Source organism: Pseudomonas sp. HT11 (genome assembly GCF_044875395.1).
In the GTDB taxonomy this organism is placed as follows: domain Bacteria; phylum Pseudomonadota; class Gammaproteobacteria; order Pseudomonadales; family Pseudomonadaceae; genus Aquipseudomonas.
In genome coordinates this window covers 3,597,839-3,621,070 of the sequence record NZ_CP173217.1, presented here as the reverse complement: position 1 = coordinate 3,621,070, position 23,232 = coordinate 3,597,839, and the positions used below count along the sequence as shown (strand labels likewise).

Below are 23,232 nucleotides of genomic sequence, written 5' to 3'. Positions count from 1 at the left end.
CTGGTCCGACGAGACAGGGATTGCGGTGCGCGGTGACTTCATGGTGTCTCTCCTGTACGGAAGTGACCAGAGTCTGGCGCAACATACTGTGCCGGGGAATGGTGGCCCGCAAAAATCAGAACGAGCCTACTTTTTCGCCGAGGAATTTTTACCTCCTAACCCCGAGCCAGCTCACCGATCCCAATACGGCACCGCGCCAAAACACTCGACAAAATAATCAATCACCGTGCGCACCTTCAGCGACAGCCGGCGGCTGCCGGGCCATAACGCCGCAATCTGCTGCGGCTCCAACGTCGTCGCCACGTCGTACTCGGTCAGCACCGCCTGCAAGGTGCCGGCGCGCAAGCCTTCGCCGATCAGCCAGGACGGAAACACCACCAGCCCCAGGCCTTGTTCGGCGGCGTGGGTGAGGGTGTCGGCGTGGTTGCCGGTGATCGGGCCTTTGACGCTGTAGGACGTCCAGTCGCCCTGGTCGCGGCGGAAAAACCAGCGTTGCTGGCCGGTGATGCCCTTGTAGGCCAGGCACTGGTGGTTGACCAGCTCATCGGGGTGGCGCGGTGTGCCATGCCGGGCCAGGTAGGCGGGGCTGGCGGCGATACGAAAGCGCTGCGGCGCAAAGATGCGTGCCTGCATGCCGGAATCGTTGAGCACGCCGATCCGAAACAGCAGGTCGGTGCCGTCTTGCAGCGGGTCGACGTAGGTGTCGGTTTGCTGGATATCCAGTTGCAATTTGGGATAGCGCCGGCACAGCTCGCCCAGCCACGGCGAAAGATGACGCTGGCCGAACACCATCGGCGCGTTGATGCGTACCAGGCCGCTGGGTTCGCTTTCCTGTTCCTGCAACGCTTGGCCGGCGGTTTCCAGTTGTTCCAGCATCAACCGCGCGTGGTGCCCGAGCAGGCGCCCGGCCTCGGTGGGGCTGACGGCACGGGTGTGGCGGTACAGCAACTGTTGGCCGAGTGCCTGCTCCATCAACTGGATCTGCCGGGAAATAGAGGAGGGCGCCAGGCTTTCGCGGCGCGCTACTTCGGAAAAACTGCCGTGGTCCAGCACCGCAACAAACAGGCGCAATGCCTTGAAACTCAATTCATTCAAGCCCTGCATCATGGCCTCCAGGCTGTGCGTAATACGCAAAGGTGTTATCCGCATGCTCCCATTTATCGCACAGCACGGCCACCGGATAATGCGCGCCATGTTCATTTCTTGAAACGCAGGTGATGTATGCAGGCTCGTTCAATCGAGGGTGTGGCCCAGGCCACGCCGAAGAAAAACCTTCTACGGCTGCTGTTATTGCCGCTGGTGATTTTGGCGGGCATGGGCCTGTCGGTGGAGGCTGGGTTGCTCGGGCCGCTGGGCGTACAGGTGGGCCACTTGTGGGCGACCTTGAGCATCTTCGGCGTGGGCACGGCGATCCTGTTTTTGCTGCTGCTGTTCAGCGGCCCGCAGACAGGCCCGGCGCTGACCGACCTGCCACGCTGGCAGTTGATCGGCGGCTTCCTGGGGCCGATGTACGTGGTGGTGCTGACGTTGGCCACGCCGCATATCGGCATTGCCATGACCATGATCGCGATCCTCTCGGGCCAGGTGGGCAAGAGTGTGTTGATCGACCATTTCGGCTGGTTTGGCACGGCGCGCAAGCGGGTCAACGGTGAGCGCTGGATTGCGTTGGCGCTGATTGTGGCGGCACTTGTTCTGATTGCACGAGGGTAAGGCGATGAATCTGATTCTGTTGTTGGTACTGGTGATTGCCGCCGGTGCGGTACTGAGTGTGCAAGCGGCCATCAACGGCCGCCTGGGCCAGGCGGTGGGCGTATTGCGCAGCAGTCTGCTGACCTTTGCGGTGGGCGCAATCACCACGGCGCTGTTGATCTTCTTTTTTGAGCCGGCCCAGTCCGTCAGCCTGCTCGAGGTGCCCAAGTGGCAACTGACCGGCGCGCTGTTCGGTGTGGTGTACATGATGGTAATGGTCGGCGCGGTGCCCATCGTCGGCACGGCGGTGGCGACGGTGGCGGTGATCGTCGGGCAGTTGGGCATGGGCATGCTGATCGACAACTTCGGCTGGCTGGGTAACCCGGCGATCGAACTGTCGGGCAGCCGTATCGTGGCGATGCTCTGTCTGGCGCTGGCGCTGGTATTCATGTACCGCAGCAATACCCGTCAAGCCGATTAATGGGCTGAACCTTGCTGCGTTGCCGGGAGTCATTGCTTAAGGTGTTGCGTTCGCAGCACTTGGACGACCATGAAAAGGAGTCTGACCATGCCAGATGAAACCTGTGCTTGCCCACACTGCAAATGTGTACTGGGCGCCGACGCGGTAATGAAGGACGGTAAAGGCTATTGCTGCCAAGGCTGTGCCGAGCACCATGCCCATGGTGAGCCGTGTATGGCGCCAACGGGCTGTGAGTGCGCCAAGTCGGCTCACGGCTAAGGGTGTCAGCGAGAGGCCGGTGTTACCGGCCTCTTTTTATTGGGGGTTGAGTTCGAACCTGACGCTGTGGTCGGCCATGCGCTGACGACCTTTGACCACCGCACTGATCCGCCGCCCCTCCAGCGCAAACACCATGGTTTGCGCCGCGTGCAGATCCTCCGGCAGCGGCTGGAACACCCGCAACACGGTGCGTTCCGGTGTGCGCTGAACACTCACTTGGCACTCGGCATGCTTGGCCATCGGGCCGAATAATGTGTCCTGAGTGTAGTCAATGCGCGCCTTGCCATTGACCGGTTCTGATCCGTCCATTGTTAGAGCTCCCTACTCTCAATGTGTAAGCAAGTGATCGTTGCGGGCAGTAAAAATTCACTCGGATTGTGGCGCGGCGGTCATTACCATGGCGGCTCACCCTTGATGATGTGTAGCCCATGGCCCTGGCCGCGCCCCCCGACCTCAGTGATCACGCCGTGCCCGTGCAACCCCTGGCGCGCACCTACCCGCGTGGGTTGTATGTAGAACCGCACAGCCACGACTGGGGCCAGTTGCTCTACGCCATGAGCGGCGTGATGTGGGTCGAAACGCCTCGCGAAGCGCTGGTTGTGCCGCCCCAGCGCGCGGTGTGGCTGCCGCCGGGCGTGGAACATGGCATCCGCGTGGTCTCCGACCTGCAGATGCGCAATATCTACCTGCGCCCGGCCTTGGCGGCGACGCTGGACAGCCAGGTGCAGGTGATTGAAGTCGGCGGGCTGTTGCGCGAGCTGATCGTCACCTTGGTCGACCAGGGCGACAACGGCGATACGGCCTACTACGACGCCGTCGTCGGCCTGGCCCTGCTGGAATTGCAGCGGGCCCGTCGTTCGCAGATCCGCATCGCCATGCCGGTGGGCGCCGACCGTCGCTTGATCAACGCCTGCAAGGCGGTGATGGCGGCGCCGTCGCTGGAGATCCCGTTCGAGCAACACGCCGAGGCGGCCGGGGCCAGTGTGCGCACCCTGGCGCGGCTGTTCCAGAACCACCTGGGCATGGGCTTTGCCGAATGGCGCCGCCAGGTGCAACTGGCCACGGCGGTGGCGGAGTTGATCCAGGGCCAGTCGGTGAGTGGCATTGCGCGGTCTTTGGGCTATTCGCCGAGCAGCTTCAGCGACATGTTCCGCCGTGAACTCGGCGTGGCGCCGTCGCACTACGCAGGTTGAGGGGTTGGCCGAAATCCTGAAGCACTTGGCCGATGCTTCAGGCAGGCGCTCACTACACTGAGCGCATCAACCTACAAGGCGCCGCCCCCATGAACTACCTGATTTCCCTCGCCATCGGCCTGTTTGTCGGCGTGATCTACGGCGCCCTGGACTTCCGCTCACCCGCGCCGCCTGCCATTGCCCTGGTGGGCCTGATGGGCATGTTGCTCGGCGAGAAACTCTGGCCCATGGGGCGCGAGTGGGTCAGCGGTTGGTTGTCCTGATTTCCTTTTTCCCTTCGATGGATATTGGCCATGAAAGCACTGCAATTTTCCGCCACCGGCGACCTCGCCGCCCTGGGTTTCGTTGACGTCGCCAAGCCGGTGCCGGCCGCCGGTGAAGTACTGGTCCAGATCAAGGCTGCCGGCCTGAACCCCAGCGATGTTAAAAACGTGCTCGGCCGTTTTCCCTACACCACGGTGCCGCGGATTCCCGGCCGGGATTTTGCCGGAGTTGTGGTCGAGGGGCCGCAGGCACTGGTCGGCCAAGAGGTCTGGGGCACCGGGCGCGACCTGGGCTTTTTCGCCGATGGCTCTCACGCTCAATACCTCACCGTGTCGGCCAAGGGCGTGGCGCATAAGCCGAGCCACTTGAGTTTTGCCCAAGCCGCCAGCCTGGGCGTGCCGTACACCACCGCATGGGATGCGCTGGAGCGTAGCGGTGTGGCCAAAGGCTCGCGGTTGTTGGTGATTGGTGCCAATGGCGCCGTGGGCAGCGCGGCGTTGGCGTTGGCGAAGATCCGGGGGGCGCAGGTACTGGGGGCGGTGCGCAAGGCAGATCAGGTTGAGGTGCTGCAGGCTCAAGGGTTTGACGCGATTACGCTGGGCCAGCCGGAAGAGTTGGGCGCGCAGGTCAACACGGTGTTCAAGAGCGGCGCGGATGTGATCTTCGACACCACCGGTTTCTGGTTGCCGGCGGCTGTCGCTGGTTTGGCGCCGTTCGGCCGTATCGCAATCATCGCCGCGCCGGTGGATGGGCATGTGCAACTGCCGGCCCTGGCGTTGTATCGCAAAGGCGGTTCGGTGGTGGGAATCAACTCATTGCTCTACAACTGCGAGCAGTGCGCGGTGATGCTGGAGCAGTTCGGGCGCTTCTTTGATGAAGGGTCGTTGCCGCTGCCTACCGGCTTGCGCGAAGTGGCGTTGGCGGATGGCGTGCAGTGCTACGAAGAAGTGAACACGGGCAGTGCGGACAAGATCATCTTCCTGCCTTAATGCGCTGATAAAAGGTGGGAGCTGGCTTGCCTGCGATGGCATCAACTGGTTATGGCTGATGTACCGAGTTGTCTGCATCGCAGGCAAGCCAGCTCCCACATTTGACCGAGTACACACATTTACCTGATGTGCTGAGCTCCAAATGTGGGAGCGGGCTTGCTCGCGAATGCGGTGGGCCAGTGACAAATAAGCTGACTGACACACCGCCATCGCGGGCAAGCCCGCTCCCACAGTTTGATCTTCATCAGGCTTTGGGAACGGGTTTGGTTCGGACGTTTCCCACAAGGGTTTCAGGTTGTCGCTCGGAAGGGCGCTGACTAACCTCACTGCCGTCGCTGACCATTCAGCGACCGGATTTGACCGTCCGACTAAACCAGTGCGCTACAGCACCCAAGACCTATATCAGGCGTTTTTTCTACGCTTGATGTATCGTGTCGCGGCAGTTGTGCGCGGGATACCTTCGGGTATGCCGGATCCCTGGTTCCGGTCGGTCAACCCGCGTTCAGCTGCCACCCCACTTCGTTTGACCGCGAGTGATGGCAGCTCCACTACCAGGAGTTCCACCATGATCAAAGACAGCCCAAATCCACCCGGCCAACCCGACTTCGATACCAGCACCCTGCACGAAGTGGCCTACCGCGCGATCAACCACTACCTCAACCCCGCAAAACCCATCCCCGAACCCACCGACGGGCTTTTCACCGTGCGCGCCGACCTGGGCACGGAAACCTTGCTGGTCAATGCTTCCCAGGATTTGGCGTCCATCAGCCAGATTGCCAACCATATGGCGTTTGAAATCGAAGGGTCGCAACGTAATGTCGCGCTGGGCATCTGCCGAATGCTGGAAGGGGTGCAGTTGTTGGTGGATAAGGCGCTGAATGTGGCCCATCCGGCGAGTTAACGATCGCGAGCCTTAACGCAGTCAAAAATGTGGGAGCGGGCTTGCTCGCGAATGCGGTGGGTCAGTCACAGAAAGGTTGACTGGAACACCGCTTTCGCGGGCAAGCCCGCTCCCACAGTTTGATTTGTATCAGGCTTCGGGGACGCCTTTTTCCCAGGCGGACCAGTTTTTCAGGATCGCTTGAACCAGCGGATTGCCGGTGCGATACAGGTTCTCCAACGCCGGCACGAACCCGCCTTGATCGGCGTATTTCAGCAAATTGTCCACTTCGCTGTAGCCAGGGTACGGCCGGTCGAAATCGGACCCGGCACGCACCACCGCCAGGCGCTGGATATCCACCAACCCTTCGCGACTGGCGCGCAGCAGGGCTTCATAGGTGGAGTTGTCTTCCTGCTGGGTGGTGCAGTACTCGCCTTTGTTGTCGGTGAGCAGCTTGGTCCAGACTTCGGCACGCTCGCTCAGGCGGGTGCCGGAGAACCAGGTGTTGCCCGCCAGGGTGTCACACTGGGTGACTTGCGGCGGCTGGTTGGCCGGGGCGGCCGGGTAGTGTTTGCGCCAGGCGCTGGATTCCTTGCTTTCGCTCAGCTCAACCTTGTGCGACAGGGCAAATGCCTTGGCTTGCAGCTTGGGGTTGAGCTCGAACACTTCGGTCTTGTAGTCCAGCGGCGGTTTCTCGTTGGGGCCTTTGGTGTTGATGCCGATGTAACCGGTCGGCCAGTCTTTAGGCGCATCGCGCGAATCGATTTCCCACTGGGTGCCGAACTCCACCAGGTAATGCGCCCAGGCGGCGGTGCCGATGGTGCCGTGCTTGGGGCTGATGCCGGCAATCCCGGCAATCAGGAAATAGCTCTGGCGCAGGTCGAACTTGGGTGACAGGGCCAGGGCAAGGGTCGAGGCGGCAGCGTTGGTCTGGCCCATGCCAGTCACCAACAGGCACACGTCCTGAGTGTTGCAGCGGATCACCGGGTATTCGGCCGAGAGGCCGGGCACGCGCACTTCCTGCTTGAGTTCCAGGCGATCGATCCAGGTTTGCGCCTCGGGGGCGAACATGGTGATCAGCATCACTTTGGGCTTGATCGGCGCGGTGTCCGCGAGCACCACGTGGGGCAACACAGCCAGGCCGACGGCCAGCGAAAGACGGGTTAATGCGTTCATCTAATACTCCTTGATCAGAATTGGTAGCCGACACCGGCGTAGTAGCCCCAGCCATCCGAGCGGGCGCGGAAGTTGCCTTCGCCGAAGTTCAGCTCGCTGCCGTCCTCCCAGTTGCCGCCGTTGTGAAAGTAACGGCCGACCAGGGTGAAACGCAGGTGGGTGAACGAGTACAGCAGCACGTTGGTGGCCACCACGGAATTGGCGGTGCGTGCCGGGTTGTCCTTGTGCAGGTCCGAGCCGAAGTCGTAGTTGGTAAAGCCGATGTAGGTCAGCGACGCGCCGTTGTCGAACTTGCTGATGGGCACGATGTACTTCATTTGCGCGCGGTAGCCGTCCCACTGGTATTCATTGCTCGCCCCATAGTTTTCCCACTGGTAACGCCCATAGAAGTTGGCCGACAGGTTGACCCGCGAGTGCGTGTCGATGTCGGTGCCCAAGCCGCTGTAGAGGGTGTTGGCGCGGTTCGCTTTGTTACTGCCATGGTCGTAGATCCAGTCAAACGCCACGTACCATTCCTTGAACGGCCCGATGGCCAGGCTGCGCCCCGCCAGGTAGTCGATGGAGATGCGCGGCTCGTGCTCCATGAACACCGGCGAGCCATGGTCCCACGCGCCTTTGTCATTACTGTTACCGATACCGAGAATTTTCGGCACGTCGATATAGCCGTACAACTCGAACGGGCCTTTACGACCGAAGTACTCGTATTCCAGGTACACGTCATCTTGCGGCTTGGGGCCGAAGCTGATGTCTTTGCTGCCGATCAGCGTCAGGTCCTGGTTGAACCATTCCGACAGGTACGCGCCTTTTTTCGTTGGGCTGGCTTCCGGAGCCAGGGTTTCGCCCTGTGCTGAATCATCGGCGGGTTTTTCCTGCGCCAAAATGGGTGCGCTGAGTACTCCCGTAACGGCGGCCAGTAGCAAGGAAACACCAAAGGAAGCAGGACGCCTTGAGGTGGGGTGCATTGAAAATCCCTATTCGTACGCGGTTAGACCCGATTCCTCGGGTTAAGGAGAACTTGCCTACCAAGTTCGTTCCGCAAACGTTTGCACAGGCTGTACCAACTTTGCTCAATGGCTTGAATAAAAGGGAAAAAACCGGAATTAATCGACGGTTTGATCAAAAATGACTGGGTGTCATTTTCTCGATGCGGTTAAACAAATGCATCGCCGCCTCCCGCCGATACTCACTCGGCGTCTGGTGCATCTCGATCCGAAAATGCCGGTTGAAGTTGGACAGGTTGGCGTAGCCCACTTCAAAACAGATATCCGCCACCGACATGTCGCTTTGCAGCAACAGCCGGCAGGCGCGCTGCACGCGGAATTTGCGCATCAGGTCGATAAACCCGTGACCGGTGTTGCGCTTGAAGAAGCGCGAGAAGCCCGGCTCGCTCATGTCCAGGCGTTGCGCGATGACGGACAGGCGCAGGTCGCCGGTCAGTTCCGTCATCAGGTAATCGAAGGCTTTGTTGATGCGCTCGGCACTGCGCGCATCCAGGGTGGGAGCGTAGCAGGGGCTGGCCAGCACCTGCACGTTTGGCGTCGGGGCGTTTTTCAGGGTGTCGAGCAGTTGCAGGAACAGGATCAGCCGTTGCAGGCCGTGGGCCTTGCCGATGTCTTCGAGCAAGCGCGCGGCGTGCACGGCGGTGTCGCCGCTGAATTGCAGGCCGCGGCGGGCGTGTTCGAACAGCGGCTGCAAGTCGCCAAGTTCCGGCAGGGTTTTGCGCAGGGCGAGGAGGGCGGCGCCGTCGAACTGCAGCACCACGTCGCGCCCGGTCAGGTATTCGCCGGGGGCCAGCTCGCCGATCCAGTCGTGGGGCAAGTCCGGACCGATCAGCGCGACATGCCCGGCACTGAACGCGCCGATATAGTCGCCGGCCACCAACTTGCCGCTGCCCTGGCGGATCAGGTGAATTTCGAACTCGGGGTGGTGGTTCCAGCGCGCCAGGTCATACGGGTAATCGTGTTCGAACCAGCGGAAGCAGTGGTCCGGCTCAGGCAGGATGACTTCCAGTTCGGCAGGGCGATGCTCGAACAGCTTGGCGCGGTTGATGGGCATGCTGATGCCTCTTTTACATATGGAATCTCTGCAAAATACGCCGGTTGATAACAGGCACGCTACCCCCGGTTTCGCTTGGCACTGATACTTTTTTGATCCGCGAGCCCAGGTTAAAAAAGTATCAGCCGAGCATTCGCCATGCGTTTGTGAGGGCCTGGCCAAGCTGCTGTAATCGGCGCTCTACAAAAAAAACAACAGGTGGAAACCGCCATGTTCAAGCTTCCGCAAGCGCTTTTCCTGCTGTCCGGCCTGGCCTTGGCCCTGCCCAGCTACGCCGCCGACACCGTCACCATCGCTACCGTCAACAACAGCGACATGATCCGCATGCAACGCCTGTCCAAGGTCTTCGAGGCCCAGCACCCGGACATCAAGCTCAACTGGGTGGTACTGGAAGAAAACGTGCTGCGCCAGCGCCTCACCACCGATATCGCCACCCAGGGCGGTCAGTTCGACGTGCTGACCATCGGCACCTACGAGACGCCGTTATGGGGCGCCAAGCACTGGCTGGAACCCCTGACCCAACTGCCGGCTGACTACGACGCCGAGGATATTTTCCCGTCGGTGCGCCAGGGCCTGTCGGTCAATAACACCCTGTACGCCTTGCCGTTCTACGGCGAAAGCACCGTGACCTACTACCGCACCGACCTGTTCAAGCAAGCCGGGCTGAGCATGCCCGCGCATCCCACCTGGACCCAGCTGGGTGAGTTCGCCGCCCAACTCACGGCCAAAGACAAAGGCCAATACGGCATGTGCCTGCGCGGCAAGGCCGGCTGGGGCGAGAACATCGCGCTGCTGAGCACCATGGCCAACGCCTTCGGCGCGCGCTGGTTCGACGAACAGTGGAAGCCGGAACTGACCAGCCCCGAGTGGACCGCCGCCGCCAACTATTACGTCAACACCCTGAAAAATTACGGCCCGCCCGGTGTTTCCAGCAATGGCTTCAATGAAACCCTGGCGTTGTTCAACAGCGGCAAGTGCGCGATCTGGGTGGACGCCAGCGTCGCCGGCTCCTTCACCACCGACAAAAGCCAAAGCAAAGTCGCCGACGACGTAGGTTTTGCTGCGGCACCCACCGAGGTCACCGACAAAGGCTCTTCCTGGCTGTACGCCTGGTCCCTGGCGATCCCGGCGACCTCCAAGCACAAAGACGCTGCCAAGGCCTTCATCACCTGGGCAACGTCCAAGGACTACATCCAACTGGTCGCCGACAAAGAAGGCATCACCAACGTGCCGCCGGGTACCCGCCAGTCCACCTACAGCGAGGCTTACCTGAAGGCCGCGCCGTTTGCCCAGGTGACCCTGGAAATGATGAAGCACGCCGACCCCGCGCACCCCTCGGCCAAGCCGGTGCCGTACGTGGGCATTCAGTACGTGACCATTCCTGAGTTCCAGGCCATTGGCACCTCCGTCGGCAAGTTGTTTTCGGCGGCGCTTACCGGCGGCATGACGGTTGATCAGGCGCTGCTCGACGCTCAGTCCACCACCGAGCGCGAGATGAAACGCGCCGGCTACCCGAAATAATTTCTACAGGACAGCCCCATGAAACGACTCGAAGGTAAGAGCGCGCTGATCACCGGATCGGCGCGTGGCATCGGTCGCGCCTTTGCCCAGGCGTATATCGCCGAAGGCGCAACGGTTGCCATCGCCGACATCAACCTGCAACGCGCCCAGGCCACCGCGGCTGAGCTGGGCCCACAGGCGTATGCCGTCGCGATGGACGTCACCGACCAAGCCTCCATCGACGCCGCGCTTGCCGCCGTGGTGGCCCATGCCGGCAAGCTCGATATCCTGATCAATAACGCTGCACTGTTCGACCTGGCGCCCATCGTCGACATTACCCGCGACAGCTATGAGCGGCTGTTCTCGATCAACGTCGCCGGCACGCTGTTCACCCTGCAGGCCGCCGCCCGGCAGATGATCAGCCAGGGCCACGGCGGCAAGATCATCAACATGGCCAGCCAGGCCGGGCGGCGAGGCGAGCCATTGGTGGCGATCTATTGTGCGACCAAGGCGGCGGTGATCAGCCTCACGCAATCGGCGGGGCTGAACCTGATCAAGCAGGGCATCAATGTCAACGCCATCGCCCCCGGCGTGGTGGACGGCGAGCACTGGGATGGGGTGGACGCGCTGTTCGCCAAGCATGAGGGCTTGCCGCCGGGCGAGAAGAAGAAGCGGGTGGGGGCCGAAGTGCCGTTTGGGCGCATGGGCACGGCGGAGGATTTGACCGGGATGGCTATCTTTCTGGCTTCCAAAGAGGCCGACTATGTGGTCGCCCAGACCTATAACGTCGATGGCGGTAATTGGATGAACTAAAGCCGAGCATCGATTAAGAATGTGGGAGCTGGCTTGCCTGCGATAGCGGTGGGCCAGTCAGCAATGCTGTAACTGACAGACCGCCATCGCAGGCAAGCCAGCTCCCACATTTTGATATTTGTTGTATAGGCAATAGCGGTCAGTCAGCAAAACTGCGATCAAAGAAATACACTTCCCCAGGCTTCAGGTTCTCCACCGTCGCCTGGGGCCTGCCGCCTTCGCCATTCTTCTTGCGCCCCGTCTCACGCAAATACCCCGCCTCAGTCAGCTTCAACAAACGCTGGCGGATACTGGTCTTCAACACCGGCCGCGCCAGCACCAGCGAGAAGATCGTGGTCGCTTGCGGCGCGCTGAATTCGTTGCCCAAAAACATCAACGGCAAGTTGCTGTACAGCGACTTGGAAAACAGCCGCTCCTGCACGGCGGCGACGATCAGGTTGTGATCGAAGGGCAGTTTGATGCTGCCATCGGCCACTGCATTCAGCGCAAACCAGCCTTGATGCTCACCCAGCGTTGGCTCTTGGGCCACAATCGCCAGGTAGTAGGTGGACGACGACCAGCAGCGCGGGTCGCGAAACGCATCGCCCACCGTGCCGACTTGCTCACTCCAGGCCAAATCAAAACCGACCTTGTCGCTCGCCCGCAAGCGCTCCACGGCATCCTTGAGGCTCAGATCTTGCACGCCGCCATTAACCACCACGCCCGGTAACGCCCAATGGCCGGCAAAGGGCTCGGCTTCGCGCTTGTTCAGCAGCAGCTTCAATTCTCCGGCGGCACGGCAATAGAACAACACGCACAGGTCGACGGTGTGGAGGTAGGCACTGAGTGGCATGGGAAATCCTTCTGAACAGCGGTGGGGCACAGTCTAACGGATCGAACAGCTATGTCATGTACTTGCTCCAGCATAGATAACTAAATGTTTCTTGCAATGAAAGTACATGACGTGTACTTTTGTTTCCAGGCCACCGGAGAATCACCATGACCCTCGTGAAAACTGCCATTGCTTCATTCGACGTCGACGCCCAGAAGAGCTTCACGCCGCTGTGCCCCAACGAATTGCCGGTGGTTGGCGGTGACCAGATCGGTGCCGAACTCAACTACATGGCCAGCCTCGCCGGCCATCGTGTCGGCAGCAAAGACGCGCACACCCCGCACGCCCCGTGGGTGGTCACGCAGCACAGTGAGATGCTGCAACCCACCGGCCTGGCCCACGCCGATGTCACCTGGGTCAGCCACTGCGTGCCGGGCACCGAGGGTTTTACGCTGCTGGACGAACTGCCCACGCCGTATGACTACGACTACTTCATCTGGAAAGGCGTCGAACCCGACCTGCACCCCTACGGTGCCTGCTACCACGACCTGCACGACAAACTGTCCACTGGCGTCATCGAGTATTTGAACGCCCAAGGCGTGCGCCGCGTGATCGTCGGTGGCCTGGCCCTGGACTACTGCGTCAAGACCACCGCGCTGCAACTGCTCAAGGCCGGGCTGGAGGTGGTCCTGCACTTGCCGGCCTGCCGAGGTATCAGCGAGGAGGGCGGCGTGCAGGCGGTGAATGAGTTGCTCAAGGCCGGTGCTGTCATCAGCAGCACCCGCGAAGAACTGGCCGCGATGGCCACGCGCTAAGGAGAAACACCATGGAAAGTGCCTACGACTACGAATCCCCGGTCATCCAGGGCTTGCTCGACACCGACTACTACACCTTCACCATGATGCAGGCCGTGTTGCACCAGCACCCGAATGTCGACGTGGAATACAACTTCATCGTCCGTTCCAAAGAAAAACTCGGCCACCTGATCCCGCAATTGCGCGACGAGCTGGAGAAACTCGCCGGCCTGCAGATGCGCGAAGGCGAACTGCGCTTTCTGTTCAACCCGCGCTTTCGCGAATACCTGACCCCGGACTACGAGCGCTTCCTGGGCCTGTTTCGCTTCAACCTGCGCTACATCCACGTCAGCGAGGTCGATGGCCAACTGAACATCCGCGTGGTCGGGCCGATGCTGCACTGCATCATGTTTGAACAGCCGGTGCTGGCGTTGGTCAGTGAGCTGCGCAACCGCGACAAATACCCCGACGTGAGCCTGGAAGACGTCACACGCAAGCTCTACCAGAAGTTCGACTGGCTGGAGAAAAACCTCAGCCGTGAAGAGCTGGCCGACCTGCGCGTCTCGGACTTTTCCACACGCCGGCGCCTGTCGTTCAAGGCCCAGCGCGAAGTGGTGGACATCATGCGCCGCGACTTCCCCGGGCAGTTCATCGGCACCAGCAACGCGCACTTGGCCTACGAATTCGACCTGCCGCTGATCGGCACCATGGCCCACCAATGGCTGATGGTGCACCAGCAACTGGGGCGCCTGCGCGAGAGCCAGAACGCTGCATTGGAAAACTGGGTGCGCGAATACCGCGGCCGCCTCGGCATCGCCTTGACCGACTGCATCAGCACCGATTTTTTCCTCAAGGATTTCGACCTGTACTTCGCCAAGCTTTACGACGGCCTGCGCCAGGACTCGGGTGACCCTATCGCCTGGGCCGACAAAGTCCTGGCGCGCTACAAGCAGCTGGGGATCGACCCGATGACCAAGGACCTGATGTTCTCCGACGGTCTGAATTTCGAAAAATGCCTGCCGATCCTGCGGCACATCCGTGGCAAGGCCAAGTTCGGTTTCGGCATGGGCACCAGCCTGGCCTGCGACGTGGAGGGTGTGGAACCGCTGAGCATCGTGATGAAACTGGTGCGCGTACACGGCGAGCCGGTGGTGAAGTTTTCCGATGACCCGATCAAGAACGTCTGTGAAGACGCCTCGTTTTTGCAGTACGCGGCAAAAGTGTTTTCGGTGGGAGGGGGCTTGCTTCCGAAAGCGGTGGATCAGCACTGACGGTGTTGACTGACACGCCGTCTTCGCGGGCAAGCCCGCTCCCACAGGTCAATCCAAGTCATAGAGAGAGGTGTGATATGCAAACCCAGGCACGTATCGCCCAGGAACTGAACATCAACCGCGCGCTGGTCAAGGGCGGCGAACCGCAGGAGATTCAGCGGCGCATCAATTTCATCAAAAGCACCTTGCGTAGCTCCGGCTGCAAGGCGCTGGTGTTGGGCATCAGCGGCGGTGTCGATTCCCTGACGGCGGGGCGCTTGTGCCAATTGGCGGTGGAGCAGTTACGCAGCGAAGACTACGCTGCGCGCTTTATCGCCATGCGCCTGCCGTACAAAACCCAGGCCGATGAAAGTGATGCTCAGGCCTCCCTGGATTTCATCAAGCCGGACCACATCGACACCTTGAATATCGCCGCCAGCGTCGACGGCCTGATGGCCAGCCTGACGGCCACTGAAGCCAGCGCGGCGCATGTCGACTTCATCAAGGGCAACGTCAAGGCCCGCACGCGGATGATCGCGCAGTACGCCGTGGCCAACCTGCACAACGCCCTGGTGGTCGGTACCGACCATGGCGCCGAAGCGTTGATGGGGTTCTTCACCAAATTCGGCGACGGCGCCTGCGACCTCGCGCCGCTGTCTGGCCTGACCAAGACCCAGGTGCGCCTGCTGGCCAACGCCCTCGGTGCGCCGGGCAACCTGGTGCACAAGTTACCGACCGTCGACCTCGAAGAATTGGCGCCGGGCAAGGCGGATGAGCAGGCCTACGGCTGCACTTATGCAGAAATCGACGCCTACCTGATGGGCGAGCCGGTGAGTGAGCGGGTGCGCGCGATTGTTGAAGGGGCCTACCGCAAGACAGCGCACAAACGTGCGCTGCCCGTGATCCCCGACTAAGTCGGGGATCACTCGTTATCTAGATTTTGATATTTTCGCGAATGTTCCACCCGAACCGGACAGGTCCACCCTCCTTGCCGCCATCGGCGTTCTGCGGCTGGTAACTGACTTCAACCTTGGCAAAGTTAAGGCTGATTTCCTCTGTCAGTACATCATTGGTTGCTGCTGCGCGCGTCTCATAGGAGGCCACCATGACGTCCCTCAAGGTGATCACCAGATACTCCACATTGCTGGCGCCTCCCGCTTTGCGCACCACAATTCGGGCTCCCGGATAGTGCTTGCCGGTTGCGCAGGCCATCATCAGATTCGGCGTGGACTTATCCAGGGGCTTTTCGATAGCGATATTGCCCATATCGACCTTGCCGGCTCCGCTGCCAGTTCCGCTGTGCATCGACCCTGCTTGCGTGATCCTCCAACCCCAGCGCGATATATCGATTTCATCACGATGCGCCTGGTCGTTGGACTCGCCCTTGATATCGCCAAGCTTTAAAAACATATCCGTTGCCATGCTCGCCCCATGTCTGATCGTTCGCCGGAACTGGCGCGGGCGTACTTTTCCGATTCCTACGATTGTCCACAAGGCTCCAAGGTGACAACAGGAAGCGGCCTTCTGGAAAAAGGAAACTTTCCGACATTCTTGGCAGATACGCTCTGCGCTCTTGTGAAATCAGGAGCAAAAATGGAATGGCTTCCAGCGTATTCAAGGACGGTTTCCCCAGCGCCCACCGCACCACCCGTGAACGGGTAGAACGCAGCATGGATCTGCGTCGGCTGTTCGCCGCCATTGATGCCGACCCGACGATTGCCGGGGCAGGGGTGGTGTATCTCGATTCGCAGTTGTGGCCGGTGACGTTGCGCGAGTTTCAGCCGATTTGCAGCGTGTTGCCCAAGCGCGTGATTTTGCGCGAGATGCCAGCGTCGATGGCACGGTTGGATTTTATGCGGCGGTTGGAGCATGAGCCGCGGGAGTCGCAGCTTGCATTTGAAGCGATCAATGCATCCTTGTCTTGCGGTGCTGCAGTGTTGGGCTGGCTTGTTGTACTGAGTGGCTCAGTGGGCAGTGCGTTGGGCTGATTGGGAGCTATCGAAATGGCCATGTTGGCAGCACGACGACCATTGCTGTGGGCTTATACGAAGAAGTTGCAGAATGAGTGAGTCAGTTGCCGGTTTTCTCATCCGTTACTTTCCAGTGTTCATGGGCACAATATTCATGGGCCTCTTCGCAGGCGCCATGGTCACTGTCCTGGTGGACACAACCTATTTGCGTAGCCTGGAGCCATCGCTGCAAGCTGAAGTGTCTGGTTGGAGTCTACTGTCGATGACTGCTTTTTTAGTGTTTGACAACTTCATGATTGCGAGAGGTCGCAAATGGGCCGCTAGCGTGTTGATGGGCTATTTCGCGTTCTCCCTGATGCTGGTGCTACCAATGATTCAATACCGTCCGCATACCGTGGCGTTTTCTCTGGGGGTCGCGTTTCCGCTTTTCGGGTTGCTGCTGCTCAATACGCACCGCCATCGAGAGATGCGGCAAAAGCTTTTTGAAATCCACATCCAACGGAATGCGGCGAGAGCGATCTACGAAACATACTCAAATCAGCTCAAGGCCAAGGCACGCAGGGCCAGGGCTAAGTGACGTTAGCTCCCACACAAATGCGTGGGAGCAATCCGCTATTTCAGGTTAGCGCTCAATCGAGCGACTCCACCGCGCATTCCACTCCGGCCGCGCCTGGTTCACTTGGTCCCAATCAATCGAAATCGCCATCTGCAGGTAACCTTGCATGGCCTCCACCCGCGCGCGGGTTTTATCGGTGGTCGGCGTGGTTGGGTTGGAAGGGATCTGATCGCCTTCTTCAAGCGCCGGTGCCTGGGCTTGCGCGGTCAGCAAGAAGGCTGCGAGTTTCTGCGCCAGCTCCGGCTGGTCGTTACGCGCGATCACGCACTCGGCCACGTTCAACACCACCGCGCCTTCCTTGGGTTGCGCGTATTCCATCGGGATGCCGAGCAATTTCTGCGTGGTGACCTGGGTTGGGGTCAAGGGGAAAATCGCAGCCTCGTCGGTTTGCACCATCTCGGAGATCTTCGCCGAGCTGGCGATGTATTCCAGCACGTTGGGGCCGATGGTTTTCGGCCAGGCCTTGAAGCCCGGTTCCACGTCTGTTTCGGAGCCGCCCTGGATACGGTTGAACATCAGGAAACCGTGCAGGCCGAAGGTGGAGGAGGCCAGAGACTGGAACACCACCTTGTCTTTGAAGCGCGGGTCGGCCAGGTCCATCCACGAGGTGGGCGCGGCCCAGCCTTTTTCCTTGAACATCTTGGCGTTATAGCCAAGGCCCGTCACGCCCAGGGTCACGGCCACGGCTTCGTCCTTGATTTTGGCCTTGGCCGGGATCTGGTCCAGGGGCGCGCTCGGTGCAAGTTTGTCGCACAGGCCCATGGAGATGGCGCGGTACATGATGCCGTCATCGAGGAACATCACGTGCATTTGCGGGTTGTCTTTGTTGGCCTGGACCTTGGCGAGGATGTCCGACGAGGTGCCGGGCACGATCACCACCTTGACGTTGTTGGCCTTTTCGAATGCGGGCAGCACCTTGTCGGCGTACACCCGCTCCATGGTGCCGCCGTTCATGCCCAGGTACAGCGTGGGCGCGGCATGCGCGGTGGAGGCGAGCAACGCGAGGGACAAGCAGGACAGCGCGATACGTGTGTGCATGGGTGTTTTTCCTCTCAGGCTTGGAAACGACGGATGGAAAACGCTTCGATGGGTTGCCGGCTGGCCCCGCTGCAGACGATCTCTGCCAGGGCTTCACCGACCGCAGGGCCGAGCTGGAACCCGGCGCCGGCAAAGCCGAAACCGTGGAGCAGGCCAGGTTGGGTGCTGCTGGGGCCGATCACCGGTTCGTGATCGGGTAAGTAACCTTCGGTGCCGCTCCAGGTACGTATCGCCTGGGCACCTTTGAGAAACGGGTACAGTTCGCCTGCGTTGCGCAAAATCTCCAGCACCGCCGCCTGCCCCGGACGCGCCGTCAGCGGGCCAAGCGCAAAGCCCCGGCCGCCGCCAAGAATGCAATTGCCACGGGCGACCTGGCGCGCATAAATGCCGCCGCCTTCAACGCCGGTACTCACGTTCATCACCACCGGCAGCGGTTCGGTGACCAGCATCGCCGGGTGCGCCGACGTCATCGGCACCGGTTCGCCGAATTGCGCGGCGACGGTCGCGGCCCAGGCACCGGCGCAGTTGAGCAGCCACGGTGCTTGCAGGTGCAGACCGTTGGCGCAGTGCACCTGGAACTGCTGGCCAGCGTGTTCGATGCGCATCACTTCGGCCTGCTCGTATACCTCAGCACCCTGGCGCTGCGCGGCGCGGGCAAACGCGGGCGAAACCAGCCGCGGATTGGCGTGCCCGTCTTCAGGGCACAGCGAAGCGCCGACCGCGATATCGCCGACCCAAGGGAACCGCGCGCGCAGTTCAGCGTGATCCAACACCTGCAAACCCAATCCAAAGCCACGAGTTTGCTCGGCATAGGCCTGCAGCGCGTCGAGGTCCGCATGGCTGCGGGCCAACTTCAAATGCCCGGAGCGCACGTACTCGCCGTCGATGCCGATCAGCCCCGGCAAGTCGGCCCACAACTGATGGGCGCGCTGCGACAGCGGCAACTGATGCAACGGCCGCCCCTGACGGCGCACGCCACCGTAGTTCACACCGCTGGAATGCGAGCCGCAAAAATCGCGCTCTACCAGCGCCACGCGCTGACCTTTTTGCGCCAGCATCAAGGCCGCCGAAGCACCGACGATACCGCCGCCCAACACGATCACGTCGATCATGGCTGCACCTCGACGCCAAACGGCAGCGGCTTGATCGGCGCCTGGCCGCGCAGGCGGCCGACGTGTTCAATTCCGCGACCACTGCGCTCGGCGACAATTTCCGCGGCTGCCAGCCCGCACATGCGCCCCTGGCAGCGGCCCATGCCGACGCGGCAATGCGCCTTGACCCGATTGATTTCCCAGTGGCCTTCATCCACCACCGCGCGCACTTCGCCGACGCTGACTTCTTCGCAGCGGCACAGCATCAGTTCATCCGGCGCCTGCGCGGCCCAGTGTTCGGGGAAGGGGAATGCGGTTTCCAGGCCGTGGCGAAAGCGCTGGATGCTCGCCAATTGCTGTTCCAGGACGGCGGTGCGGCGAGGGTCCACGGCAATGCCTGAGTCTTCCAGCACCGCCAGCGCCGCGCGCTCACCGGCCATGTGCGCCGCGTCGGCGCCCATGATCCCGGCGCCATCGCCTGCCAGGTACACGCCGTGGACACTGCTGCGCCCGGCGCTGTCGCGCGCGGGCAACCAGGCGCGGTTCAAGCTGTTCCAGGCAAACTCGCAGCCGAGCAAATCCGCCAGCTGTGTCTCGCTGCGCAAGGCATGGGCGAAGGCCACGGCATCGCAGTCCAACGTGTGCTCGCCCCAACGAATACCGTTGACCCGTTGTTCGCCGTCGATCTGCGTGAGCGTCGCGCCCTGGTGCACGGGAATGCCATGCGCCGTGAGCCAGGCGCGGTAATACACACCCTTGGCCAGCGTCGCCGGTTGCCTGAGCAATGCAGGCAAGGCGCGGCATTGCGCGCTGAACGGCGCGCTGTCGAGCACCGCGACCACCTTGGCCCCAGCCTTGGCGTATTGATAAGCCACCAGATACAGCAACGGCCCGCTGCCGCAAAACGCCACGCGCTCACCGATGGCGCAGCCCTGATACTTCAAGGCAATTTGCGCCGCCCCGAGGCTGTAGACGCCGGGCAAGGTCCAGCCGGGCACCGGCAGGATGCGGTCGGTGGCGCCGGTGGCGACGATGAGCTGCGCGTACTCGATGCTCTCGGCGTGGCCGCGATTCAACAGGTCCAGGCGACCGTCCTCGGCGTTCCACACCAGGGTTTCCGGCCGATAGTCGACCAAAGGCGCCAGCTCATCCATGGTGCGGTGCACGGCCTCGGCCTTGCTGGCTTCAAACCCGTAAAGCTGCTTGGCCGAGCGCTGAAAGTTGGCCGGTTGGCGCCGGTAAATCTGCCCGCCGCCGCGCAGGCTTTCATCTATCAGGCACGGCGTGACGCCATGGTCGAGCAGGGCACGCGCCGCGCTGATGCCGGCCGGGCCTGCGCCCACAATCACTGTTGGCTTCATGCCTGGCGCCCCGGGTCACGGCTGATCGCCTGGCCTTCTTCCAATAACGTCGCACAGGCGCGTACGCGGCGCCCATCTGCCAGGCGCACCCAGCAATCCTGGCAGGCTCCCATCAGGCAGAACCCGGCGCGGCGTTCGGCGCTGAAATCGCTGCCGCGCAGGTGCTCGGCACAGGTCAGCACGGCGGTCAGTAACGTGTCGCCGAGCAAGCCCGTGGCCGGTTGCCCATCCAGGGTGAAGGCCACAGCCTGTCGCTGGGTTTCGGCCAATCGTTTGAACAACGCCATCAATGTTTCCCCACCAGCACGCGGTCCAGGCCGTAGACCCGGTCGAGCAGAATCATGGTTGCTGCGGTCAGTGCAATTACCAGCGCCGATACCGCCGCCATCATCGGGTCGATGGACTCGGTGGCGTACACGTACATGCGCACCGGCAGGGTTTGCGTGGCCGGCGAGCTGACGAAGATCGACAGCGTTACTTCATCGAAACTGTTGATGAACGCCAACAACCAGCCGCCGGCCACACCGGGCAGAATCATCGGCAAGGTGATTTGGCGAAACAGCGTAAAGCGGCCGGCACCCAGCGACTCCGCCGCCTGTTCGGCGCTGCGATCAATGCCGATTGCCGCCGCCAGCACCAGGCGCAGCACGTACGGGGTGATGATCACCACGTGGGCCAGCATCAGCCAGGTGAAGCTGCCATTCACGCCCATCAGCGCGAACAAACGCAGCATCGCCACGCCCAGCACCAGGTGCGGGATGATGATTGGCGAGAGGAACAACGCACTGAAAAAGTTGCGCCCCGGGAACTGGTAACGGCTGATCGCCAAGGCCGCCGGCACCGCGATCAGCGTGGCCAAGGTGGCGGCGGTAAACGCCAGGATCAGGCTGTTGTAGAACGCCTGGATAAAGTCGGCACGCTCGAACACTGCGCGAAACCAGCGCAGGGAGAAGCCCGATGTGGGCAGGCTCAAGGTGTTTTCCGGGGTGAAGGCCACCAGGCACACCACCACCAGCGGCGCCATCATGAACAGCACCACCAGGCCGTGAAAGCCGAGGGCCAAAGGACCGTTTCTGGACATGCGCTTAAACCCCCAGGGACTTTTTGTAGCGGCTTTCGACCATGCGGTTCCAGCTCAGCATGATCAGCAGGTTGACCAACAGCAGCACCACCGCGATGGTCGCGCCCATGGGCCAGTTGAGTTCCGAGAGGTACTGGTCGTACACCACCGTGGCGACCATTTTCAGACGGCGCCCGCCGAGCAGGCCGGGGATCGCAAACGAGCTGGCCGCCAGGCCGAACACAATCAAGGTGCCGGACAACACGCCGGGCATCACCTGCGGCAACACGATCTTGCGCATCACCGTGGCCTGGCTGGCGCCCAGTGAAAGCGCCGCCTGTTCCGCCGACGGGTCGAGTTTTTGCAGCGAGGTCCACACCGGAATAATCATGAACGGCAGCATCACGTGCACCAGCGCGATGATCACTGCAAACGGCGTGTACAGCAGCTTCACCGGGCGCCCGCCAAGCGCCTGGATCACTTGGTTGACCAGCCCGTCGGCACCCAGCAGCAAGCTCCAGCCGAAGGCGCGCACCACCACCGAAATCAACAGCGGCGTGAGGATCAGAATCAAAAAGATCGAGCGCCACGGTGTGCCCATGCGGCTGAGGATGTAGGCCTCGGGCACGCCAATCACCACGCAGAGCAAGGTCACCAAGGCGCTGATCCAGAAGGTGCGCCAGAAGATCTCGTAGAAGTAAGCGTCGCTGAACAGCGACAGGTAATGGGCGAAGGTCCACTCATCGGCCTTCACGCCGACCTGATAGTCGAACACGTTGAACGACAGCACCAGCGTCATGATCAGCGGCAGAATCAACAGCCCGGTAAACAGCGCCAGGGCCGGCAACGACAACAGATAACCGCGACTCATGCGTGCACCTCATCCGCCGCCAGCACGCGCAGCAAGCCGGCGTGCCAGTCCAGGCCGACGGCCGCGCCGCAACCGAGCGGCGCGCTGCCGTCGTTGCTGCGCACCACGGTAATGTCGCCAAGCGAGGTATGGACGCGGTACAGCCATTGGCTGCCGAAGAAGTAGCTGTCGAGCACCTTGCCTTGCACGCGCCCGCTGCCTGCGGCCAACAAGGTGATTTTTTCCGGGCGCAGGCTCAGGGTCAGCTCGCCGTCGCCGCTGGCGTGGCGCACTTGTGGGGTGCCAAGTTCGTCGTAGTCGCCCGGCAGCAGGTTGGCCTTGCCGACGAAGTCCGAGATGAAGCGCGTGCGTGGGTGTTCGTAGAGGTTGTACGGTGCATCGATCTGCGTGACGCGTCCGGCCTGCATCACCACCACGCGGTCGCTGATCGACAGTGCTTCGGCCTGGTCGTGGGTGACCATCAAGGTGGTGATGCCCACCGCGCACTGGATGCGGCGGATTTCAAACTGCATCTCTTCGCGCAGGTTGGCGTCGAGGTTGGACAACGGTTCATCGAGCAGCAGCACCGGCGGCTCGATCACCAGCGCGCGGGCCAGCGCTACACGCTGGCGCTGGCCGCCGGAGAGTTCACGCGGGTAGCGCTCGGCGTGCGGCGCCAGGCGCACCAGTTCCAGCACGGTTTTGACCTGGCGGGCGATTTCGGCGGCCGGCACTTTGCGCATCTTCAGGCCGAAGGCGACGTTGTCGCGCACGGTCATGTGCGGGAACAGTGCGTAGCTCTGGAACACCACGCCCAGGCCACGGCTGGCGGGTTTGGCGTGGGTGATGTCGCGGCCGTCAAGCAGGATCTGCCCGCCGCTCACATCGACGAAGCCGGCGATCATTTGCAGGGTGGTGGTTTTGCCGCAGCCCGAGGGACCGAGCAGGGAAACGAACTCGCCTTTTTCTACCGCAAGGTCAGTGGCGACCACCGCATCGACGGCGCCGTAGCGTTTGCTCAAGGCGTTGAGTTGGAGAAAAGCCATGTCTGCGTTCCACCTTTTTGAGTCGCGTCGAAACGCGCTTTTTTGTT

Annotated in this window: 27 protein-coding genes and 1 pseudogene; 14 read left to right on the top strand and 14 right to left on the bottom strand. The window is 61.7% G+C overall.

Going from position 1 to position 23,232, the window contains the following annotated elements:
* Positions 1-171: 171 nt before the first annotated feature.
* A complete protein-coding gene (locus ABWL43_RS16605; protein ID WP_106579626.1) occupies positions 172-1,104 on the bottom strand; it encodes a LysR family transcriptional regulator in 933 nt (310 codons plus the stop codon).
* 117 nt (positions 1,105-1,221) lie between these two features.
* On the opposite strand from ABWL43_RS16605, the gene ABWL43_RS16600 reads away from it, so the two are divergent.
* From ABWL43_RS16600 to ABWL43_RS16590, 3 genes are all read left to right on the top strand, one after another.
* Positions 1,222-1,710 (top strand): DMT family transporter, encoded by a 489-nt coding sequence (locus ABWL43_RS16600; protein WP_145166090.1) that lies wholly within the window; start codon positions 1,222-1,224, stop codon positions 1,708-1,710.
* 4 nt (positions 1,711-1,714) lie between these two features.
* A complete protein-coding gene (locus ABWL43_RS16595) occupies positions 1,715-2,170 on the top strand; it encodes a DMT family transporter (protein ID WP_145166091.1) in 456 nt (151 codons plus the stop codon).
* An 87-nt stretch (positions 2,171-2,257) separates the two neighbouring features.
* Entirely contained in the window at positions 2,258-2,428 is a 171-nt protein-coding gene (locus tag ABWL43_RS16590; RefSeq protein WP_145166092.1) for a metallothionein, read from the top strand.
* A 36-nt stretch (positions 2,429-2,464) separates the two neighbouring features.
* Here ABWL43_RS16590 and ABWL43_RS16585 read toward each other — a convergent pair whose 3' ends face one another.
* Entirely contained in the window at positions 2,465-2,737 is a 273-nt protein-coding gene (locus tag ABWL43_RS16585; RefSeq protein ID WP_404483156.1) for a hypothetical protein, read from the bottom strand.
* A gap of 119 nt (positions 2,738-2,856) precedes the next feature.
* Here ABWL43_RS16585 and ABWL43_RS16580 point away from each other — a divergent pair.
* The 4 genes and pseudogenes from ABWL43_RS16580 to ABWL43_RS16565 all read left to right on the top strand — a co-directional run bounded on the left by ABWL43_RS16580 (position 2,857) and on the right by ABWL43_RS16565 (position 5,775).
* Positions 2,857-3,641 (top strand): annotated as a pseudogene (locus ABWL43_RS16580) (AraC family transcriptional regulator).
* A gap of 69 nt (positions 3,642-3,710) precedes the next feature.
* On the top strand, positions 3,711-3,884 hold the full coding sequence (locus ABWL43_RS16575) for a DUF1427 family protein (protein WP_145166095.1): 174 nt from the start codon (positions 3,711-3,713) through the stop codon (positions 3,882-3,884).
* 30 nt (positions 3,885-3,914) lie between these two features.
* Positions 3,915-4,874 carry a zinc-binding alcohol dehydrogenase family protein gene (locus ABWL43_RS16570; RefSeq protein WP_404483154.1) on the top strand — a complete coding sequence of 320 codons (960 nt, stop codon included), beginning with the start codon at positions 3,915-3,917 and terminating at the stop codon, positions 4,872-4,874.
* Positions 4,875-5,439: 565 nt separating this feature from the next.
* Positions 5,440-5,775, top strand: coding sequence for a DUF6124 family protein (locus tag ABWL43_RS16565; RefSeq protein ID WP_404483152.1), 336 nt, complete (start codon positions 5,440-5,442; stop codon positions 5,773-5,775).
* A gap of 129 nt (positions 5,776-5,904) precedes the next feature.
* Here ABWL43_RS16565 and ABWL43_RS16560 read toward each other — a convergent pair whose 3' ends face one another.
* The 3 genes from ABWL43_RS16560 to ABWL43_RS16550 all read right to left on the bottom strand — a co-directional run bounded on the left by ABWL43_RS16560 (position 5,905) and on the right by ABWL43_RS16550 (position 8,985).
* Positions 5,905-6,930 (bottom strand): purine-nucleoside phosphorylase, encoded by a 1,026-nt coding sequence (locus ABWL43_RS16560; RefSeq protein WP_404483151.1) that lies wholly within the window; start codon positions 6,928-6,930, stop codon positions 5,905-5,907.
* A gap of 14 nt (positions 6,931-6,944) precedes the next feature.
* Positions 6,945-7,892 carry a nucleoside-specific channel-forming protein Tsx gene (locus ABWL43_RS16555; RefSeq protein WP_145166099.1) on the bottom strand — a complete coding sequence of 316 codons (948 nt, stop codon included), beginning with the start codon at positions 7,890-7,892 and terminating at the stop codon, positions 6,945-6,947.
* 154 nt (positions 7,893-8,046) lie between these two features.
* Positions 8,047-8,985 carry a helix-turn-helix domain-containing protein gene (locus tag ABWL43_RS16550; RefSeq protein WP_404483150.1) on the bottom strand — a complete coding sequence of 313 codons (939 nt, stop codon included), beginning with the start codon at positions 8,983-8,985 and terminating at the stop codon, positions 8,047-8,049.
* A gap of 210 nt (positions 8,986-9,195) precedes the next feature.
* On the opposite strand from ABWL43_RS16550, the gene ABWL43_RS16545 reads away from it, so the two are divergent.
* Positions 9,196-10,506 (top strand): sugar ABC transporter substrate-binding protein, encoded by a 1,311-nt coding sequence (locus ABWL43_RS16545; RefSeq protein ID WP_369302057.1) that lies wholly within the window; start codon positions 9,196-9,198, stop codon positions 10,504-10,506.
* An 18-nt stretch (positions 10,507-10,524) separates the two neighbouring features.
* Positions 10,525-11,298, top strand: a complete 774-nt coding sequence (locus tag ABWL43_RS16540) for an L-iditol 2-dehydrogenase (protein ID WP_404483149.1) — start codon at positions 10,525-10,527, stop codon at positions 11,296-11,298.
* A gap of 139 nt (positions 11,299-11,437) precedes the next feature.
* Here the strand turns inward: ABWL43_RS16540 and ABWL43_RS16535 are convergent, their stop codons facing one another.
* Positions 11,438-12,130 carry an NUDIX hydrolase gene (locus tag ABWL43_RS16535; RefSeq protein ID WP_404483148.1) on the bottom strand — a complete coding sequence of 231 codons (693 nt, stop codon included), beginning with the start codon at positions 12,128-12,130 and terminating at the stop codon, positions 11,438-11,440.
* A 146-nt stretch (positions 12,131-12,276) separates the two neighbouring features.
* On the opposite strand from ABWL43_RS16535, the gene ABWL43_RS16530 reads away from it, so the two are divergent.
* From ABWL43_RS16530 to nadE, 3 genes are all read left to right on the top strand, one after another.
* The gene (locus ABWL43_RS16530; RefSeq protein ID WP_145166104.1) at positions 12,277-12,924 is read left to right on the top strand and encodes a nicotinamidase; all 648 of its coding nucleotides are present in this window, start codon (positions 12,277-12,279) and stop codon (positions 12,922-12,924) included.
* Between the two features lie 11 nt (positions 12,925-12,935).
* Positions 12,936-14,174, top strand: a complete 1,239-nt coding sequence (gene pncB, locus ABWL43_RS16525; RefSeq protein ID WP_145166105.1) for a nicotinate phosphoribosyltransferase — start codon at positions 12,936-12,938, stop codon at positions 14,172-14,174.
* Between the two features lie 77 nt (positions 14,175-14,251).
* Positions 14,252-15,067: an ammonia-dependent NAD(+) synthetase gene (nadE, locus tag ABWL43_RS16520; RefSeq protein ID WP_404483145.1), complete on the top strand. Its 816-nt coding sequence runs from the start codon at positions 14,252-14,254 to the stop codon at positions 15,065-15,067.
* A 19-nt stretch (positions 15,068-15,086) separates the two neighbouring features.
* Here the strand turns inward: nadE and ABWL43_RS16515 are convergent, their stop codons facing one another.
* Positions 15,087-15,575, bottom strand: coding sequence for an Hcp family type VI secretion system effector (locus ABWL43_RS16515; protein ID WP_404483143.1), 489 nt, complete (start codon positions 15,573-15,575; stop codon positions 15,087-15,089).
* 176 nt (positions 15,576-15,751) lie between these two features.
* On the opposite strand from ABWL43_RS16515, the gene ABWL43_RS16510 reads away from it, so the two are divergent.
* Complete coding sequence (locus ABWL43_RS16510) at positions 15,752-16,141, top strand: hypothetical protein (RefSeq protein ID WP_404483141.1); 390 nt, start codon at positions 15,752-15,754, stop codon at positions 16,139-16,141.
* A 73-nt stretch (positions 16,142-16,214) separates the two neighbouring features.
* Positions 16,215-16,700 carry a hypothetical protein gene (locus tag ABWL43_RS16505; RefSeq protein WP_404483140.1) on the top strand — a complete coding sequence of 162 codons (486 nt, stop codon included), beginning with the start codon at positions 16,215-16,217 and terminating at the stop codon, positions 16,698-16,700.
* A gap of 45 nt (positions 16,701-16,745) precedes the next feature.
* Here ABWL43_RS16505 and ABWL43_RS16500 read toward each other — a convergent pair whose 3' ends face one another.
* From ABWL43_RS16500 to ABWL43_RS16470, 7 genes are read right to left on the bottom strand one after another with little or no spacing between them, the layout of a single operon-like run.
* The gene (locus ABWL43_RS16500; protein WP_404483138.1) at positions 16,746-17,777 is read right to left on the bottom strand and encodes an ABC transporter substrate-binding protein; all 1,032 of its coding nucleotides are present in this window, start codon (positions 17,775-17,777) and stop codon (positions 16,746-16,748) included.
* 14 nt (positions 17,778-17,791) lie between these two features.
* A complete protein-coding gene (locus ABWL43_RS16495; RefSeq protein ID WP_404483136.1) occupies positions 17,792-18,889 on the bottom strand; it encodes an NAD(P)/FAD-dependent oxidoreductase in 1,098 nt (365 codons plus the stop codon).
* Positions 18,886-20,229 (bottom strand): FAD-dependent oxidoreductase, encoded by a 1,344-nt coding sequence (locus ABWL43_RS16490; RefSeq protein WP_404483135.1) that lies wholly within the window; start codon positions 20,227-20,229, stop codon positions 18,886-18,888. Before ABWL43_RS16490 ends, ABWL43_RS16495 begins: the two co-directional genes overlap by 4 nt.
* Positions 20,226-20,516, bottom strand: coding sequence for a (2Fe-2S)-binding protein (locus tag ABWL43_RS16485; RefSeq protein ID WP_404483134.1), 291 nt, complete (start codon positions 20,514-20,516; stop codon positions 20,226-20,228). Before ABWL43_RS16485 ends, ABWL43_RS16490 begins: the two co-directional genes overlap by 4 nt.
* Positions 20,516-21,310, bottom strand: a complete 795-nt coding sequence (locus ABWL43_RS16480) for an ABC transporter permease (RefSeq protein WP_065932095.1) — start codon at positions 21,308-21,310, stop codon at positions 20,516-20,518. The genes ABWL43_RS16485 and ABWL43_RS16480 overlap by 1 nt, the downstream gene beginning before the upstream one ends.
* A 4-nt stretch (positions 21,311-21,314) precedes the next feature.
* Positions 21,315-22,160 (bottom strand): ABC transporter permease, encoded by an 846-nt coding sequence (locus ABWL43_RS16475; protein WP_159957352.1) that lies wholly within the window; start codon positions 22,158-22,160, stop codon positions 21,315-21,317.
* Positions 22,157-23,185, bottom strand: a complete 1,029-nt coding sequence (locus tag ABWL43_RS16470; RefSeq protein WP_404483133.1) for an ABC transporter ATP-binding protein — start codon at positions 23,183-23,185, stop codon at positions 22,157-22,159. Before ABWL43_RS16470 ends, ABWL43_RS16475 begins: the two co-directional genes overlap by 4 nt.
* Positions 23,186-23,232: the final 47 nt, after the last annotated feature.

Coding starts and splice junctions, on each gene's coding strand:
- ABWL43_RS16605 (WP_106579626.1), bottom strand. CDS start 1,104: ATGCAGGGCTTGAATGAATTGAGTTTCAAGGCATTGCGCCTGTTTGTT.
- ABWL43_RS16600 (WP_145166090.1), top strand. CDS start 1,222: ATGCAGGCTCGTTCAATCGAGGGTGTGGCCCAGGCCACGCCGAAGAAA.
- ABWL43_RS16595 (WP_145166091.1), top strand. CDS start 1,715: ATGAATCTGATTCTGTTGTTGGTACTGGTGATTGCCGCCGGTGCGGTA.
- ABWL43_RS16590 (WP_145166092.1), top strand. CDS start 2,258: ATGCCAGATGAAACCTGTGCTTGCCCACACTGCAAATGTGTACTGGGC.
- ABWL43_RS16585 (WP_404483156.1), bottom strand. CDS start 2,737: ATGGACGGATCAGAACCGGTCAATGGCAAGGCGCGCATTGACTACACT.
- ABWL43_RS16575 (WP_145166095.1), top strand. CDS start 3,711: ATGAACTACCTGATTTCCCTCGCCATCGGCCTGTTTGTCGGCGTGATC.
- ABWL43_RS16570 (WP_404483154.1), top strand. CDS start 3,915: ATGAAAGCACTGCAATTTTCCGCCACCGGCGACCTCGCCGCCCTGGGT.
- ABWL43_RS16565 (WP_404483152.1), top strand. CDS start 5,440: ATGATCAAAGACAGCCCAAATCCACCCGGCCAACCCGACTTCGATACC.
- ABWL43_RS16560 (WP_404483151.1), bottom strand. CDS start 6,930: ATGAACGCATTAACCCGTCTTTCGCTGGCCGTCGGCCTGGCTGTGTTG.
- ABWL43_RS16555 (WP_145166099.1), bottom strand. CDS start 7,892: ATGCACCCCACCTCAAGGCGTCCTGCTTCCTTTGGTGTTTCCTTGCTA.
- ABWL43_RS16550 (WP_404483150.1), bottom strand. CDS start 8,985: ATGCCCATCAACCGCGCCAAGCTGTTCGAGCATCGCCCTGCCGAACTG.
- ABWL43_RS16545 (WP_369302057.1), top strand. CDS start 9,196: ATGTTCAAGCTTCCGCAAGCGCTTTTCCTGCTGTCCGGCCTGGCCTTG.
- ABWL43_RS16540 (WP_404483149.1), top strand. CDS start 10,525: ATGAAACGACTCGAAGGTAAGAGCGCGCTGATCACCGGATCGGCGCGT.
- ABWL43_RS16535 (WP_404483148.1), bottom strand. CDS start 12,130: ATGCCACTCAGTGCCTACCTCCACACCGTCGACCTGTGCGTGTTGTTC.
- ABWL43_RS16530 (WP_145166104.1), top strand. CDS start 12,277: ATGACCCTCGTGAAAACTGCCATTGCTTCATTCGACGTCGACGCCCAG.
- pncB (WP_145166105.1), top strand. CDS start 12,936: ATGGAAAGTGCCTACGACTACGAATCCCCGGTCATCCAGGGCTTGCTC.
- nadE (WP_404483145.1), top strand. CDS start 14,252: ATGCAAACCCAGGCACGTATCGCCCAGGAACTGAACATCAACCGCGCG.
- ABWL43_RS16515 (WP_404483143.1), bottom strand. CDS start 15,575: ATGGCAACGGATATGTTTTTAAAGCTTGGCGATATCAAGGGCGAGTCC.
- ABWL43_RS16510 (WP_404483141.1), top strand. CDS start 15,752: ATGGCTTCCAGCGTATTCAAGGACGGTTTCCCCAGCGCCCACCGCACC.
- ABWL43_RS16505 (WP_404483140.1), top strand. CDS start 16,215: ATGAGTGAGTCAGTTGCCGGTTTTCTCATCCGTTACTTTCCAGTGTTC.
- ABWL43_RS16500 (WP_404483138.1), bottom strand. CDS start 17,777: ATGCACACACGTATCGCGCTGTCCTGCTTGTCCCTCGCGTTGCTCGCC.
- ABWL43_RS16495 (WP_404483136.1), bottom strand. CDS start 18,889: ATGATCGACGTGATCGTGTTGGGCGGCGGTATCGTCGGTGCTTCGGCG.
- ABWL43_RS16490 (WP_404483135.1), bottom strand. CDS start 20,229: ATGAAGCCAACAGTGATTGTGGGCGCAGGCCCGGCCGGCATCAGCGCG.
- ABWL43_RS16485 (WP_404483134.1), bottom strand. CDS start 20,516: ATGGCGTTGTTCAAACGATTGGCCGAAACCCAGCGACAGGCTGTGGCC.
- ABWL43_RS16480 (WP_065932095.1), bottom strand. CDS start 21,310: ATGTCCAGAAACGGTCCTTTGGCCCTCGGCTTTCACGGCCTGGTGGTG.
- ABWL43_RS16475 (WP_159957352.1), bottom strand. CDS start 22,160: ATGAGTCGCGGTTATCTGTTGTCGTTGCCGGCCCTGGCGCTGTTTACC.
- ABWL43_RS16470 (WP_404483133.1), bottom strand. CDS start 23,185: ATGGCTTTTCTCCAACTCAACGCCTTGAGCAAACGCTACGGCGCCGTC.